Source organism: Sphingobacterium pedocola (genome assembly GCF_015209965.1).
Lineage (GTDB): Bacteria > Bacteroidota > Bacteroidia > Sphingobacteriales > Sphingobacteriaceae > Sphingobacterium > Sphingobacterium pedocola.
In genome coordinates this window covers 1,875,505-1,892,326 of the sequence record NZ_MU158689.1, presented here as the reverse complement: position 1 = coordinate 1,892,326, position 16,822 = coordinate 1,875,505, and the positions used below count along the sequence as shown (strand labels likewise).

Here is a 16,822-nt window from a genome sequence, read left to right as displayed (position 1 = left end):
TTACATTTTCTAAATAGGAGATACCAACTGCATGAGTAGCGCGGTAACCCAACCAGCATAGGTGCCTATCGCATAACTAAAAACAGATAGAATAACCCCGACGGAAATAAGCGAAGGGTGAAACGCTGCTGACGTTACCGTAGCCGATGCAACTCCGCCAATGTTCGACATACTTCCTACAGCGTAATAAAAGAAGGGTATTTTAAAGACTTTGCCGACGATCAGGAGTAATAACGCATGAAACAATATCCAGATGATCCCAACCACAAATAGTCCGGGGTTGTCTAAAATAGCAAGAATATCCATTTGCATGCCTATCGTCACGATAAGCATATACAATAACACCGTACCTATTTTAGATGCTCCTGCATGTTCAAGTTTTTTAGCCGGAGTAAAGGAAAGGGATATACCGATTATAGTTGCAATAAGAACTATCCAGAAAAAACTATTCGTCAATGAAAATTTTTCCAAATCGGGATAATATTGCGCTACGTAATTAGCGATAGGTTCTGCCAAGAAAGTGGCTAATCCTGTTCCCCCAAATGCTAAAGCCAACATCAGGATAAAATCTTTTGTCTCCGGCATACGGTTATTTGCTTTTGATTTTTCATCCATTTTGACCATCAATACATCGACATCTTTTGAATCGGCCTTGAAAAATTTATCAAACTGTTTGGATTTACTCGCACCATATAATAAAAATGCCATCCAGATGTAAGCGACAAAAACGTCTACCGCGATGATCGAAGAAAATAGCTTTGGTGAGGGCTGCAAGATTTCGCGAAGTGCCACCTGGTTAGCACTTCCTCCGATCCACGATCCCGCTAAGGCACCTAATCCGCGCCATACCTCATCCGGACCGGCGCCTCCTACTACATCGGGAGCGACAAGTGCCGTGAGCCATACCGCCAGCGGACCACCGAGTAGGATACCAACTGTACCTGTGATGAACATTAAACCTGCACGCTTACGCAATGCCCACATCTCCTTTAAATCCAAATTGATAATAAATAAGATCAAACATGCTGGTAAAAAATACCGACTTCCAATACCGGTGAGTGGAGAATTCTCACCATCGAAAACGTGAAAGGAATTTAAAATCCCCGGAAGAAAATAACATAACAATAAAGGGGGAATAATATTATAGAAGCCTTTGATATATTTGTTCGATAAACTCGATGTATAAAACACGAATCCTAGTATGGACATTAATATACCTACGATCACAGTGGTATTTGTAATCAAAGGTTCGGCAGCAGAAATAACGTTTTGCATAATTTAATTTAAAAACCTTGTGAATTTATATAATAAAATTCATTAACCCTGCTAGTTCGTGCAACTTTATACAAGTTTGTTTGTTAAATCCCTCATAAAGTTGCATTTTTAGGTTTAGAAATAGCAGATATGAAATATTCATGTTTCCGAAGATATAAACATATATGAATATTCCATATGACCAATAAAATACAAACCGCGAAGCGTTCATGAACTTAGCGTAGCGACCTCATGAATTCCTTTGAAAATGATCATGAATGAATAATGCCATTGAAAATACACATTAATGAATAATTATATACGTATGAATAAAATACAAATTTTAGTAGTTGGCTGCGGTAATATGGGGGCATCGCATGCGAAAGCCTATCATGATTTCGAAGATTTCGAGATAGTCGGTTTGGTATCACGCGGCAACACTAAGATCGCACTAAATGAAAAATTAGATGCAAATTATCCCTTGTTTGATAATTTCGAGGATGCTTTACATGCTACCAAACCTGATGCGGTCTGTATATCTACCTACCCCGATACGCACGAACGATATGCTATTCAGTCGCTAGAGGCAGGAGCACATGTGTTTATTGAGAAGCCTTTGGCTCATACCGTATTAGGTGCCCAACGTGTTATCGATGCTGCCAATAGAGCGAATAAAAAATTGGTGGTCGGTTATATTCTTCGGCATCATCCTTCTTGGATCCGATTCATTACCGAAGGGAAAAAATTAGGTACGCCTTTGGTATTCCGTATGAACCTGAATCAGCAAAGTCATGGTTATATGTGGGATGTGCATCGTAATTTGATGGAAAGTCTGAGTCCGATAGTAGATTGCGGTGTGCACTACATCGATGTGATGTGTCAGATGACAGATGCCAGACCCATACAGGTTTCGGCGATTGGCGCCCGACTAACGGATGATATTCCAGCAGATAATTACAGTTACGGACAGCTGCAGATTCGTTTTGATGATGGAAGTGTAGGTTGGTATGAAGCCGGTTGGGGACCAATGGTCAGCGAAACGGCTTTTTTTATCAAAGATGTGTTTGGCCCCAGAGGCTCTGTATCTATTGTTGCCAATAATGCGAGTAAGCAAGGTAATTCGGATTCAATAGCCGCTCATACGCAAACGGAATCGATACGCATACACCATGCTGCTATAAATGAGAAAAATGAGTTTTTAAAAACCGATGAATGGATAGACTTATTGGATGAGCCAGATCACCAGGAATTGTGCAATCGTGAGCAGCGTTTCTTTCTACAAGCCATTAAGGAAGATTTAGATCTTTCCAAATCCATGGAAGATGCATTAAATAGTTTGAAAATCGCTTTTGCCTGTGATCAATCGGTGAAATCTGGTGAAATGATCAAACTCTAATACTAGTTCAAGATCTTAATTTCTGTTCGTCTATTCAACTGTTTCCCTTCACTGGTTTCATTGGTAGCAATAGGTTTCTGATCTCCTAAACCCACGGTTCTAATGCTGCTTTTTGCTATACCATTTGCAAAAAGGTAATTCCCCACCGCTACCGCCCGGTTTTCGGACAGTTTTTGATTGAGTTCTTTCTTGCCTGTATTATCGGTATGTCCGCTGACTTCCATCATGATACCCGGATTTAGTTTTAAGAATGCCAATAATAGCGTTAGATCGCTTTTTGAAGTAGGTAATAATTCATATTTATTGACGTCAAAATAGATGTTGTTCAGCGTGATCGTACCACCGATTTTTATGGGTTGCAGCAGGATGTTTACTTCGAACTTTTCATTCGTGAACTTAGGATCATCCAATGCGTATTGCTTGGAATCAAATAGATATCCTTGATGCTGAACATGGACCGCATAGTTAAACCCTATGGGGAGTGTGGCAATAAATTTTCCATCCACATAGTCGGCTACATCCTCATATACCACCTGCTGGCTGTCGGTATTCGTCACGCTGATCTTTGCAGACAATGGCTGATTGTTTTCGGCGTCGAGGACTTGTCCTTGGATATACGCTACAGGATCCGGCATGATCAATTGGGACAATTGAAAGGTATATATATCCAACTGTCTGCTGGAGTCCTGAGCAGCTAAATAGCCTAACTTACCATTCATACTGACGTGGATTGCAGTTTGATTGTAGTGGTTGTTTATCGGTCTGCCTAGGTTTTCGGGATGTGACCAATTCCCCAGTGAATCCGTCTGACTTAAAAATACATCTAATCTTCCGAAGCCTGGCCATCCATTTGACGCAAAATATAATGTTTTATTATCCGCGTGAATGTAGGGTGCGCTCTCGTCAAACGGGGTGTTGATCTCGTTTCCTAGATTCTCTGCATTTCCCCATTTCCCCGACTCGTTTAATGTGCTTTTCCAAATGTCATAGCCTCCAATTCCTCCGGCGCGATTGCTTACAAAATATAATGTTTTACCATCTGCAGAGATTGCAGGCTGTGATTCCCAGCCTTTTGTGTTAATTGGAGCGCCTAGATTATGAGGAGTGCCCCATTCTCCATTCTCTTTCTTGGAGACGTAGATGTCGCAGCTCCCCATTCCATTAGGTCTATTGCAACCTGTGAAAAACAAGTACTTTCCATCCGGTGAAATGCAGTGTGCGCCCTCATTAAACGCGTCTGAATTAATCTTTCCAGTCAATTTTTTAGCTTCCGACCAATTGTTTGCGCGGAGTTCGCTTTCGAAGAAATTTTCTTGGTTATTTACTTTTCGTGTGAACACAATTGTCTTGTTATCAGCCGTCAATTTGGGGAAATACTCGTCATCGGATGTATTTATTGCTGCGGGAAGTTTCTGTAAACTAAATTTATGTTGATCAGTATGATTGATTGCAAATAAACAGTCAGCTATATACTTGTCTATTTGCATCTTACTTTTTTCAGGCAGATTGTTTTTTGCATAATCTGCGAAATAAGTGAGCGCTTCCTGATATTTCCCTTCATTAAGCAACGATTCTCCCAATCCGTATTTAGTTAGGGAAGTAAGGTTAGGGGCGAGTTTTAATACATTTTTATAATATCCTATGGCTTGTGCGTAATCTTCTATTTGGCGGTGTATATCGCCAAGTTGCTGGTAAGCAGGTGCAAAATTAGAGTCTAGTTCTACCGCTTTCTTTAAGTGGGAGATAGCTAAATCTGTTTGTTGTAGGCGAAGATTTTTATTAGCGGTTTCATATGCCTGCTGTGCTTTTTTATTCGAGGAGGGAACTTGAGCATATAACAGATTGGCTTTGATACCAAAAAGAAAACAAAAACTTATAACCACAAATAAAAGTTTCATCTGTTTATTTCCTGTTTTTTAGCTGTCAGATGGAGCCTTTGATGACTAAAAAAATCATTGCCCTGCGTGCTTAATGATTTTTTAATTATGTCGGGTTCATGTATCGACTGCCTTATGGTATAAACTTAGCTAAAATCCGTTGTATTTACAAGCCAAGCTTGCGAGTGGACGTCATTGAATGCGAAACGCTTTTGGTTTTTTAATTTGATGTTGATATTAAAGGAAGGTTTTTCTTAATCAAATTTTATGCGCCTCTTTCGCCGGCGCAGGGCGACTTCTTTTTCCTAAAAAGAAGCAAACCGAACGTAGTGAGCTCAAGAATTCCTTTAAAAACAAATACTTATTCTTAAAATCGTCGCTGTACCCATTTGCCACAGTGGTTCGTGCTTCCTCCTGCAATTGGCAAATGGCTAAGGCGACATTTGTCGAAATTGTAAGGATAGTGCTTTGATGTATGATTACTATTAAGCTTCTGATGAACTGAAAAGGATGACCTTAGCGGATTTGGACGTGCAGGCCGTGGATGGTGTGTTGCAGAAACTTACATTTAGCACTTAACCAAGCAGATCTCTGCCTTTGAGGTGGGCTGTGCAATGGAGGCCTAAGAGCTGTGCTCTACATCATCACGCAGCCGAAACGACAAATACGGTATAGTCTTGACTCTTTGCTTCTTTCTCGTCAAGGAGAAAGAAGAAGCCCTGTCGTGGCAACGACGGATAGGTAATGTGAGGGGCAAAAAAACTGTTTAAGAAAAACCTTCGTTTTTATTACCCGTCAATTTTTAAAATTGATTCGAAATATCCAGCTAAGGGATATTCAGATACTTATGAGTTTGTAATGAAATTTCCCATTTGGGATTATTCTTTACGTAATCAATGATCAGGGGAGTCATTTCTGAAGCTTTAGACCACTCTGGCTGGAGATATAACTTGCATTGGTCACCTACAAATTTGGCATGCTCTTCTGCCCATTCGAAATCACTTTTGTTAAAAACAATAATTTTTAATTCCCCGGCTGCATTTAGCACATCTGGGCGTGGCCCTTTAAATTTTTTGGGAGAAAGGCAGATCCAGTCCCAAAATCCGCTTAAAGGATAAGCTCCAGAAGTTTCTATAAATGTTTTTATTCCAGCTTCTTTAAGTTTTCTGGTCAGATAATCCAGATTGTAGATTAAAGGTTCTCCACCTGTTATGACTACCGTTTTTGCGGGGAACCGTTTAGCATTTTCGACTATTTGATCGGCCGGAGTGAGGGGATGCAGCTCCGCATTCCAGCTTTCCTTGACATCACACCAATGACAGCCTACGTCACAGCCCCCCAAACGTATAAAATAAGCAGCTTTTCCGGTATGGTATCCTTCCCCCTGTATCGTGTAAAACTCTTCCATTAGAGGAAGCTGAGTGCCATCCTCTGGTACTTGATGCGACATTGTAAATAGTAATTAGATTGCAAATTTAGAAATAAAATAAATATAACCCCTATTTAATAACATTACGCAGCGAGTTAGTTGATATTATGATGTAAATATTATATTCCCCCAAAAGATTGTTTTCAAAGAAACAAATGAGGCGTCTATAAACTTAATATAGATGTTTAAGAGTGGAAACTTGCATGTATAATTAACTTTATATAAGTTTGTTTATTGCCCTGATTATTAACACTTATTATGCATGTTGTAGCTAAATTAGTACTTTTTGTTTTACTTATATTTAACTGTTCTACGATCCGAGCAGACGGTTCGAAAGACCTATATCCGTTTGGGGTACGCGGAAATAGGGCTTTTTTAAACTGTTTACCTTCTGGCTATACCTCGTTTTCCAATCTGGGGACACATTTTGCTTACGTGCGTGTAGGGGAGACTTTAGCGGTAGCTTCCAGTGCACAAAACGTAGGCGATGGTCGGATGCGGATTACTTCTCCTTCTGGTAATGAGACGATTACAGATGGTACAGACATTGGGCGTATTCGAGCTACCGGTTTTTATAGCCAAAGAGCTGCGGAGTTGGCCGGCCCAGGGACAGGATATACTCCTTTTGAGATTTCAGCAGACGAAGAAGGGATATGGATGGTAGAATTTATACCGCCTATAGGCGAATTTGCCTCGCAAAATGTAGCTAACCCGCCACAAAACCCCGCCAACGGAAATTGGGATCAGCCAGACACGGGGTACTTAATAGCGGCTTGGGATATTTCGGTAAGAAATACCACAGATACAGAATGGGTTGCAGGTAGGGTTTATGCCAACGTGCTTAATTTGTATCTGAATTACGAATCTTTAGATAATGAAGAAGGCGCTTTTTATGGTGTAAACTATGTATTGACCAAAGACGGTTACGTATACAAGGTGGATGGCAATGGGAGTCATGGTATCCAGTTTTCCTATTTTGTAAATAATACAGGATTTTTGGACCAGGATGGAAATCCAAGTTACAAAAGTTCCAATGAAGGTTATAACGCCTACATCCATAACCCATTACTTGCCGATCTGGACAACACCTATATCACGCATAAGATGATGTATACCGTGCCTAATATAGATTTACCGCGAATGAGTACAGGGGTGGTTCCAGGTGGATCTACTTGGTTGTTGAATCCCATAGAAGTGGCCGAAATCAAAAATATAAGTTTAACAGGCAGTGAAGGAACTCCAAATTATGTTAATCTGAAAGGTAGTAAAATCAGTTTTGAAACAAATTACGCCGGCAGGTACAAAGTCACCATCAAATCAAAAGATCCGTTGTATAGGTTTGAACAACGTGATATATTGATACAAGCAACTGTGGGTAACAATCAATATATCTGGGACGGAAAGGATGGAAGAGGGAATCTATTGCCTCCAGGTAAAGAGTATCCCATTGAGATATTGATTGGTCTGGTCGAAGGAGAGATACACTTTCCATACTTTGATATGGAAATCAACCCTAAAGGCATTTCGGTAAAGCGCATGAATCCGGATGATACGGAGAACTCGCCTGCCATTGTATATTGGGATGATAGTGAAATTTCTCGGGGAATACCTTCTGAACAGTCCAGTCCGCTTGTGAATCTAGAGGGGATAAGCAGTTATGAAAATGGACACAAGTGGGGATCGTATCGACATTCAACGATAACGAACCAAAGTGTGAACAATGTGAATAATGACTATGGAGCAGCCAGCTTTGGAAATAACAAAGGCATGGATACTTGGTCGTATACGGTTCAGGTGCAGGAAAGCGCAGTAAAAGATGCGACGGTTGAAATTGCAGATCTTGAAATTGTTTCCATCGAACCCGATAAAACGGAGATCGAGTTGGACGAAATAGTTACGTATACCGTTGTGGTGAAGAATGACGGTCCCTCAGACGCGAATAACAGTGCTTTTTCGTTCAGTTTACCAGTGGGTTTCACGATTACTACCGTCACGCATTCGAATTCTTGTGGTACAGTTAATGCATTAAACACGCTGACAAATAACGTGGACGGAACTGTAAATCTTCCGAATGGATGCAGTTTGGTTTTCACAATACATGCAATAGCCAAAACCGACGATGCGCGCGATGAGACCTTCGGGTTTGTAGATGCTCTGGCGGGAATCGTTCGACCTCGAGATTTTACCGATCCGGATGCGACTTCGAATAATACGGATGCTACATCACCGGGAACGGTAATGGAAGAATGTATGGATAGTTGTAATAACATGCTATTAAATACCAGCGTGTTTTTGCTGGAACCATATCATGATAGAGGGCAATTGCAGCTTTTGAAAACAGTACAGCACATCGACTCAGATCATTCGGGTTTTCAGGAAGCAGGTGAGGAACTGGCATATACCTTTACCATTCGTAATTCGGGTATGGTGTCGGTAACGGATCTCTTTATACAGGATCCGCTGCTGGGGAATACCAATCTGGTGCCCTCCAAGACATCGTTAGATAGAGAAGAGAAAGTCTCATTTACGGTTCGATACACCATTACGGCCGATGACGTAAGAAGGCGACAGATCACTAATTCTGCCGTGGTGAAGGGTAAGAACCCGAGACAATTTGACGTAACGGATGTTTCGGGTACGTCTTTCGAAGATGATGAACAAACGGTTATAGATATCGATGCCAAACCCGTTTTACAGTTAAGGAAATCTGTTGTCAACCACGGAACCGGTGAGAACAATCAATTTACCTTGGGCGATGAGATGGTCTATCAATTTGAAGTTGTTCATTCAGGCTATCTGGCTGTCATGGATCTGCGGTTGAGCGACAAGAATCTGCAAGAGGCTGATCTGTTAATTTTACCTTCTCTATTAGAGAATGGAAACACGATGCATCAAGGAATGTATATTGTTGATCAGCAGGATATCGATCGAGGATATGTAGAAAATACGGCGACCGTATATGGAATAGATGAAAAATATCGAGTTGCAATTTCCGATATTTCAGGGAATACCTTAACAGACGACATGCCGACAATAACCACGGTGGCTAAACCTCCGAAAGCGATTGTGGATTCGGTAACATTTTTTCAGGGAAATAATGCATCGGTCAAGGTGCTGGAGAACGACGAAGCAGGGTCTAGCTCAATGGATATCCATTCGATACGTATAGCGGAATCCCCCCGCTTAGGCCAAGTTTTTGTGGAAGGAGAGGTCATTTGGTACGAACCGCATAGCAATCTTGTCTATGGAGAAGATACGTTTTCTTATTCGGTCAAAGATAAAAGCGGTCTCTGGAGTAATGTGGCCGAGGTAAAAGTCTTCATCCAGCAAACTGTCCCAGTCGCCGTCGATGATGAGATAAAAATTGGATATAATTATCGAACAACCATTAGGCCTTATACCAATGACTATGTTGAGGAAAGCGTTTTGAACAATGAAACCGTTAATATTTTATCTTATCCTACATACGGAACGATTAAATTAGTGGGTAATGGAGATATTGTCTATGTACCGAATGAGAATTTTACCGGATTTGACGAATGGATCTATCGAATCCAGGATAAAAATGAGAATTGGTCTAACCCGGCTAAAATAACTGTTGAAACTACAGGTTTCTTTTTACCGAATACCATTACCCCGAATGGGGATAACAAAAATGATACGTTTGTCGTTATTGGTGCTTATTTGTTTGATCGGATAGAGGTGGAGATTATAGATCGATTTGGAAAATCAGTTTATAGCGCTCCAAATTATCAAAACGATTGGGATGCATCCAATCTTTCTGACGGTACTTATTTTTACATTTTTAAAGGGCATAAAATAAATGAAAGATCTGTCGTTAGGAGGGGATCCGTACTAATAACCAGAAAAATAAATTACTAAAAAAATGGAGCTAACACCGTAGCTCCATTTTTTTAGATCGGGAAATCAAATTATAATTTTCCGATTTCTTGTGCTAGATCAATGATTTTGTTTGAATAACCCCATTCGTTATCATACCAAGATACTACTTTCACGAAGTTATCATTCAATGAAATACCCGCTTTAGCATCGAAAATAGATGTGCGTGCATCACCTAAGAAATCTGAAGACACTACCTCATCTTCTGTATAACCTAAGATACCTTTTAATTCACCTTCTGAAGCTTCTTTCATCGCCGTTTTAATCTCTTCGTAAGAAGCACCTTTATCTAAACGTACTGTTAAGTCAACAACTGAAACGTCAGCAGTAGGGACACGTAAAGACATACCCGTTAATTTTCCTTTCAATTCAGGAAGGACCAAACCGACTGCTTTAGCAGCACCTGTAGAAGAAGGGATAATATTTTGGTAAGCCCCACGACCACCTCTCCAATCCTTTACAGATGGACCGTCTACTGTTTTTTGGGTTGCTGTTACAGCGTGTACAGTCGTCATTAAACCTTCTACGATACCGAATTTATCATTTAATACTTTAGCGATAGGAGCTAAACAGTTTGTAGTACAAGAAGCATTTGAAACAATATGTTGGTCTGCTCTCAATAATTTGTGATTTACACCCATTACGAAAGTAGGTGTGTCATCTTTTGCCGGCGCAGACATAACAACTTTTTTAGCACCTGCATCAATGTGTTTTTGAGCCAACTCCTGCGTCAAGAAGAAACCTGTAGATTCGATGATTACTTCAGCATCAACTTCATTCCATTTCAAATTCGCTGGGTCTTTTTCTGCTGTTACACGGATTGTTTTTCCGTTGACAACTAGATTGCCATCTTTTACTTCTACAGTACCATCAAATTGGCCGTGTGTCGAGTCGTATTTTAACATGTAAGCCATATAATCTGGCTCTACCAAGTCATTAATACCTACCACTTCAATATCAGCACGTTTTACAGCAGCTCTAAATGCTAGACGGCCAATACGGCCAAATCCGTTAATTCCAATTTTCATTTTTATCAGTTTTTATTAATGTAATATTTAACTAAGTTTTGTATAGGATCTTTTAATATAGTTCCTATGTTTAAATGGTATTCTGCACCTATTTCACGTAACCAATCTGAATAATTGTTCGCGACCGATCCCGTAAAATGGATGGTTTGGTCGGGGTATTGATCAGAAAGGGGGATGAGATATGTTTTAACAAAAATTTCCAAACCCTTTTTTACAATTGAAGCGATGTAAGGATCCCTTTTGTTTTCCAATATAAAATCTGCAAAAGATGTTAAAAATATATTTGGGTTTGGACTGTTATAAATCTTTTCTAATATAATTTTTCGATCTATGGTATGTTTTACCAACAGCTTCTCCCGTATTCCTGTGGGAAGGGAGACGGTAAGAAAGTCCTTCAATACCTGACGCGCTAACCAGTTTGTCGATCCTTCGTCGGCCAAAATGTAGCCTAACCCATAATTATTCTCTACAATTTTTTTTCCGTTATAGAAGGCCGCGTTTGACCCACTTCCGATTATTCCTATAATGCCTTTTTCATCGCCAAAGGTGGATAGGGCGGATGCTGCTAAATCATGGTTTACTTTTACCTTGGCGTGGGTAAAAAAGGTCTCAAATATTTTTGCTGTTTTATCTTGACGGTCTTTAGAAGAGGCACCAGCACCAAAAAAGAATATTTTTCGAATTTTTTCAGCGTTGTATAGTAATTGCGTATTCTTATTAAGAAGCTGATTGACAAAATTTTCGTCTTGGATGTACGAGTTGATTCCGGCTGTTCGAAATCCGTGAAGTACTCTTCCTTTATCTATAAGTCTCCAATCTGCGTATCGTGATCCCGTGAAAATAACTAAAATCATATTGTTTACCTTAAATAGACATTACTTTCGCAATTTCTAATAATTCTTCATTCAATTTGAATTCCCGATTATTTAAGGCTTCCTCCAGTGGAGTGGTAATCATATCTATCCCTCTAATACCGACCGTAGCGCCTGAATTGCCTTTTAATAACTCTCTAACAGCAGTATAGCCCATACGTGTAGCCAACACACGGTCAAAACTACTTGGTGCCCCACCACGTTGGAGATGCCCTAAGATACTAACTTTTATGTCAAAATGATCAAATTTTTCTTGAACATGCTTCGCTACGTTGTATACACCACCATTCTTATCTCCCTCGGCGATAATAACGATCATAGAGCTTTTGTTACGTTCTTCCGCGTGTTCTAATAGGTAGATCAATTCAGCAATGGCTGTTTCCTTTTCGGGTAAAAGTATAGCTTCAGCGCCTCCGCCTACTCCGGCCTGTAAGGCAATACATCCCGAATCACGGCCCATCACTTCTACAAAAAATACCCTGTTGTGCGACGCAGCGGTATCTCTAATTTTATCTATCGCCTCAATTACCGTATTATTTGCCGTATCATATCCTAGGGTATAGTCAGAGCCATAAAGGTCATTGTCTATTGTTCCAGGGATACACATCACCGGAATATCATACTCCTGTGATAATATCTGTGCACCGGTAAAAGTTCCGTCTCCACCGATTGCAACTAACGCATCTATACCTGCTTTTTTTATATTTTCGTACGCTTTTGCTCTTCCTTCTTTGGTTTTGAAATCCAAACAACGTGCTGATTTTAATACGGTTCCGCCTTTATTGATTATAGAACTTACCGAGCGACTTGTCATATCTGTAAACTCGCCATCTATCATTCCTTGGTATCCGTGATAAATGCCTGTGACCTTTTTGTTTTCATATAAAGCAGTTCTTACAACTGATCGGATGGCTGCATTCATTCCAGGTGCGTCCCCTCCAGATGTAAAAACACCTATTCTATTAATTTCTCTCACTATAATTTAGTTTAGCTTATACGAATATAGTGTGTATTTTTTACACTATTAAATTTTTCTGCTATTTTTTTTGTTTATTATACATTTTTTGAGCAATATTGCCTACAGTTCTAGTTGCTTATCGATTTTATTAATACTTAAATTTTAAAGGTTTGTTATCACATTTTACAGTTGACTGCGTAATCTACACCTTTCATGAAGCTCAATTAAAAATATTGTTGACAGAAAGAAATGAATATCCGTATAAAGGGTGGTGGGCATTACCTGGGTTTTATGTTGAGAAAGACGAGGAGATGGAAGACGCTGTAAAACGTATTTCCTATGAAAATACGGGTCTTAAAGATATTTATCTAGAGCAATTGGCCGCATTTGCAGGCGTAAAAAGACATCCGGAAGGGCGGATTCTTACTGTTGCATATGTTGCTTTGGTGCGTTACGACAATGTTAAAAACAAGGTGAAGCCTGTTACATCTTATATGAAGCAAGCCAAATGGTATCCCATTAATCACCTCCCAGATTTGGCCTTTGACCATCGTGAGATTATCCAACTAAGTGTAGAAAAGTTGAAGAAGCGATTGTCCTATTCGTTAGCTCCTTTTGAGCTGCTTCCCGAAAAATTCACGTTAACTCAATTCCAACAAGTTTATGAAGCACTTTTAGGGGAAACACTAGATAAGCGAAATTTTCGTAAGAAAATAAATAACCTAGGTTATCTAAAAGAGCTGGATGAATTTCAAACGGGAGTTTCATATCGGGCTGCCCGACTTTATAAGTTAGATAGACGAAAATTTCAAAAGCTTTTTGAATAAACTATCTTAAAATAAGCTTCATATCCATGAAGCATTTGCATGCTATCCTACGTTATATACACTGAACTTGAACAGGTATATTGTCATTACAATGTTTTTTTTATGCAACCTTTCGCCAAATGTATTATTCATTTTATATTTTTGAACAATTTCTAGCAAAAGTCAGAAATAAAAAAGGAGAGATAGGTAAATGGATAATCGTAAAGAGGAGATTATAGAGGTCGCGATCAAGCGCTTTTCACATTATGGTTTTAATAAGACCACGATGAACGAAATTGCGGAGGATTTGCGGATTACAAAAGCAAATTTATATTATTACTATCCAGATAAAAACGCTTTAATCAAAGACGTTTTGTTTGCTATAGCGCAGGAAGCGAATCAATATGAAGTAGCTGTTATAGATGGGTATGACAATAATTTAATGAATACATTGTTTGCTTTGCTAGAGTTAAGGGCAAACTATATAAGAAAGTATTATGTATTGCATCTTAGTGAAAATTTGGAATGGATAAAGGGGTTGGAACTGACGGATGTTCTAATCGAATTTCATAAGCGTGATATTGCGAATGTCAAGCAATTGTTGACGAAGGCGATAAAGTCTGGGGAAGTAAAAATTGCAGATATTGATTGTGCTAGTCTTTGTTTTGTAGAAGTCGTACGTGGATTGGGTATTATGCATAATATTGCCGACATCGTTACGGGCTTGCCGAATGTCAATAAGGTCGATAAAATTCTGGCGAGCCAAAAGCGTGCGACGGAATTTATCTTTGAAGGAAAAATAGTTAGTAGAACAGAATAATGAAAACAATAAAAACAATCGCAGTGCTACTGTGCAGCATTTTTGCTGGTAATTATTTGTACGGACAGGAAGTTTTGACACTTCAAAAAGCCGTGAAATTTGCGCTCGAAAATAAGGCGGAAGCGAAAAAATCCAAGCTTGAATTAGAAAATGCGCAATATCAAATTGATGAGGTAAGATCAGGTGCATTACCGCAGATTACCGCTTCGGGATCTTTAAAGTATAATGCGATAATTCCTGAAATGGCAATTGATTTAGGTGGAGAGGTAATAACTGCAAAAATGGGACAACCTTGGAACTCTGCCGGGATGGTTTCTTTAAATCAACAATTATTTAATCAGTCCCTTTTTACAGGTTTGAAGGCTGCTAAAACTACAAAAGAGTTTTATCAGATAAATGTCCAATTAACTGAAGAACAGCTTATTGAGAAGGTTTCGAATTCGTATTATGATATTTTCCAAACTCAATTGCAGTTAGAAACCATTCAGGCAAATCTGGATAATACGATCAAAACGAAGAACGTTGTCGACGGACTTGTGCAAGCAGGTTTGCAAAAGAAAATAGATTTAGATCGTTTAATGGTCGCAATTAATAACTTAGAATCTCAAAAGCAACAAGTTTTAAATGAATTACAATTGAAGGAAAATGCCCTGAAATTTGCTATTGGTATGCCAATAGAAATGGATGTTGAGCTGCCAAAGGAGACATTTGATATTGATGCTTCTATTGTTTTAGAAAGTAGTGATGTGAGCATGAGAACGGAAGTTTTATTAAGTGAAAAGCAAATTGAGCTATATGAGCTTAATAAAACTTCGAAAGTGGCGGACTTGTATCCTAAATTATCTTTAGGTGCCGATTTTGGGTTTAATGGATTTGGTCAAGGGTTTCCCATTGGAGGTGATTTTATGTGGCCGAAGACTTCCAGTATAGGTTTAAACTTATCAATTCCTATTTTTTCAGGCGGCTTTACACGATCCAAAATTAATCAAGCTGATATTCAAATTAGACAAGCTAGGGTAGATTTAGAAGATACAAAGCTTGGCTTATCTTTGGCGAATGAAAATGCGAAATCGCAGATTAAAAATAGTTTGCTGGTTGTGAACTCGAATCGTTCAAATGTCAGCTTGGCTAAAGAAGTATTATCAGATACGGAAAATAATTATAAAAATGGCTTAGCAAATTTAACAGAGTTACTTGATGCTGAAAAGGCGTTTGCAGACGCTCAAAATAACTTGAATACATCCTTGCTGAATTTTAAAGTAGCCGAAATTCAATTAATAAAGGCTAAAGGAAATTTGAAATCATTAGTAAACGAGTAATCGATAGTTACAACATTAAAAGATAAACCGCGTAACGCTAATGAGCGCCGCTGAAAACAAATAAAAACGAATAACTTATACATATGAAACGTGCAATTATTTCTGTAATTATTATTGCTGCTGTGTTAGCAGGAATTTTTTACATCTTGAATAAAAACAAGACAAAAAATGAAGAAGAAACAGCTGCAGCTGCAGTTACAAATGCTACGGTGGCGGTGCGTGTTGATACAGCTAAAAGCCAAACCATGGACTTGGCTTATTTGGCCAATGGTACATTTATGCCTAAACAAGAGGTAACTGTATCGGCAGAGGCAGCAGGTCGTGTCGTACGCGTTTTAGTAGACGAAGGCTCGCGCGTAAGCGCCGGACAAACTTTAGCTGTTGTAGAAGGAGATAAATTAAATGTATCGGTAGCGAACGCGCAGGCGGTTTTCAACAATGCACAGGCAGATGTTCAGCGCTTCGAAAGTGCTTACGCTACCGGCGGCGTTACTAAGCAACAATTGGATCAGACTAAATTACAGTTTGAAAATGCCAAAAATAATCTGCAGTCAGCAAAATTGACTGCCGGAGATGTTACGATCAAGACGTCAGTTTCTGGTATAGTCAATGCGCGGATGATTGAACCGGGTACTTATCTAAACGTAGGTGCTGCTGCATTTGATATCGTGAATGTAAGCACCTTGAAATTACGGGTAAACGTAGACGAAAAAAACGTAGCCACTTTAAAAGTCGGACAGACGGTGGATGTGACAGCAAGTGTATATGCTGATAAAACATTTACAGGTAAAATCACTTTTATAGCCCCTAAATCGGACGGTGGCTTGAATTTTCCGGTTGAAATAGAGATTACCAATAATGCCGATAATGATTTGCGTGCGGGAATGTATGGTACTGCACGTTTTGGCGTCGAGCAAAGTGCGAATGCGCTTGTTATTCCAAGAACTGCGTTTGTCGGTTCCGTGAGTGATAACAAAGTTTATGTTGTAAAGGGAGATAAAGCGGTACTGACACAGGTAGTTTCAGGTCGTAGCTTTGGTGATTATATAGAGGTAATCAGTGGTGTTGATGATGGTGATCAAGTTGTTATTTCTGGACAGATCAATTTATTCGATCAAAGCCCGATTACGATTATTAAATAAAAAAGTTTAAAGCTGATTTAG

Annotated in this window: 12 protein-coding genes; 6 read left to right on the top strand and 6 right to left on the bottom strand. The window is 39.3% G+C overall.

The genetic code is table 11. The annotated features are described in order from the left end of the window. Window positions 1–9: 9 nt before the first annotated feature. Entirely contained in the window at window positions 10–1,275 is a 1,266-nt protein-coding gene (locus C4F40_RS07955) for a DUF819 family protein (protein WP_196938805.1), read from the bottom strand. Window positions 1,276–1,579: 304 nt separating this feature from the next. Between C4F40_RS07955 and C4F40_RS07950 the strand changes: the two genes are divergently transcribed. Then, window positions 1,580–2,650 carry a Gfo/Idh/MocA family protein gene (locus C4F40_RS07950; protein ID WP_196938804.1) on the top strand — a complete coding sequence of 357 codons (1,071 nt, stop codon included), beginning with the start codon at window positions 1,580–1,582 and terminating at the stop codon, window positions 2,648–2,650. A gap of 2 nt (window positions 2,651–2,652) precedes the next feature. Here C4F40_RS07950 and C4F40_RS07945 read toward each other — a convergent pair whose 3' ends face one another. Together C4F40_RS07945 and C4F40_RS07940 are read right to left on the bottom strand one after the other, a co-directional pair. Continuing rightward, window positions 2,653–4,548 carry an OmpA family protein gene (locus tag C4F40_RS07945; RefSeq protein ID WP_196938803.1) on the bottom strand — a complete coding sequence of 632 codons (1,896 nt, stop codon included), beginning with the start codon at window positions 4,546–4,548 and terminating at the stop codon, window positions 2,653–2,655. Between the two features lie 805 nt (window positions 4,549–5,353). After that, window positions 5,354–5,977, bottom strand: coding sequence for a 7-carboxy-7-deazaguanine synthase QueE (locus C4F40_RS07940; RefSeq protein ID WP_196938802.1), 624 nt, complete (start codon window positions 5,975–5,977; stop codon window positions 5,354–5,356). Between the two features lie 237 nt (window positions 5,978–6,214). Between C4F40_RS07940 and C4F40_RS07935 the strand changes: the two genes are divergently transcribed. Next, window positions 6,215–9,838, top strand: coding sequence for a DUF7507 domain-containing protein (locus C4F40_RS07935; RefSeq protein ID WP_196938801.1), 3,624 nt, complete (start codon window positions 6,215–6,217; stop codon window positions 9,836–9,838). A gap of 50 nt (window positions 9,839–9,888) precedes the next feature. Here the strand turns inward: C4F40_RS07935 and gap are convergent, their stop codons facing one another. From gap to pfkA, 3 genes are read right to left on the bottom strand one after another with little or no spacing between them, the layout of a single operon-like run. Further along, complete coding sequence (gene gap, locus C4F40_RS07930) at window positions 9,889–10,884, bottom strand: type I glyceraldehyde-3-phosphate dehydrogenase (protein ID WP_196938800.1); 996 nt, start codon at window positions 10,882–10,884, stop codon at window positions 9,889–9,891. 5 nt (window positions 10,885–10,889) lie between these two features. Next, window positions 10,890–11,738, bottom strand: coding sequence for a hypothetical protein (locus tag C4F40_RS07925; protein WP_196938799.1), 849 nt, complete (start codon window positions 11,736–11,738; stop codon window positions 10,890–10,892). Between the two features lie 10 nt (window positions 11,739–11,748). Continuing rightward, window positions 11,749–12,732 carry a 6-phosphofructokinase gene (pfkA, locus tag C4F40_RS07920; RefSeq protein ID WP_196938798.1) on the bottom strand — a complete coding sequence of 328 codons (984 nt, stop codon included), beginning with the start codon at window positions 12,730–12,732 and terminating at the stop codon, window positions 11,749–11,751. A gap of 152 nt (window positions 12,733–12,884) precedes the next feature. Here pfkA and C4F40_RS07915 point away from each other — a divergent pair, with 152 nt between their 5' ends. The 4 genes from C4F40_RS07915 (at window position 12,885) to C4F40_RS07900 (ending at window position 16,801) form a co-directional block, all read left to right on the top strand. Further along, window positions 12,885–13,541 carry an NUDIX hydrolase gene (locus C4F40_RS07915; protein ID WP_196938797.1) on the top strand — a complete coding sequence of 219 codons (657 nt, stop codon included), beginning with the start codon at window positions 12,885–12,887 and terminating at the stop codon, window positions 13,539–13,541. Window positions 13,542–13,731: 190 nt separating this feature from the next. Continuing rightward, complete coding sequence (locus C4F40_RS07910) at window positions 13,732–14,340, top strand: TetR/AcrR family transcriptional regulator (RefSeq protein WP_196938796.1); 609 nt, start codon at window positions 13,732–13,734, stop codon at window positions 14,338–14,340. Next, window positions 14,340–15,659, top strand: a complete 1,320-nt coding sequence (locus C4F40_RS07905; RefSeq protein ID WP_196938795.1) for a TolC family protein — start codon at window positions 14,340–14,342, stop codon at window positions 15,657–15,659. Before C4F40_RS07910 ends, C4F40_RS07905 begins: the two co-directional genes overlap by 1 nt. A gap of 83 nt (window positions 15,660–15,742) precedes the next feature. After that, entirely contained in the window at window positions 15,743–16,801 is a 1,059-nt protein-coding gene (locus tag C4F40_RS07900) for an efflux RND transporter periplasmic adaptor subunit (RefSeq protein WP_196938794.1), read from the top strand. The last annotated feature ends 21 nt before the right edge of the window (window positions 16,802–16,822 follow it).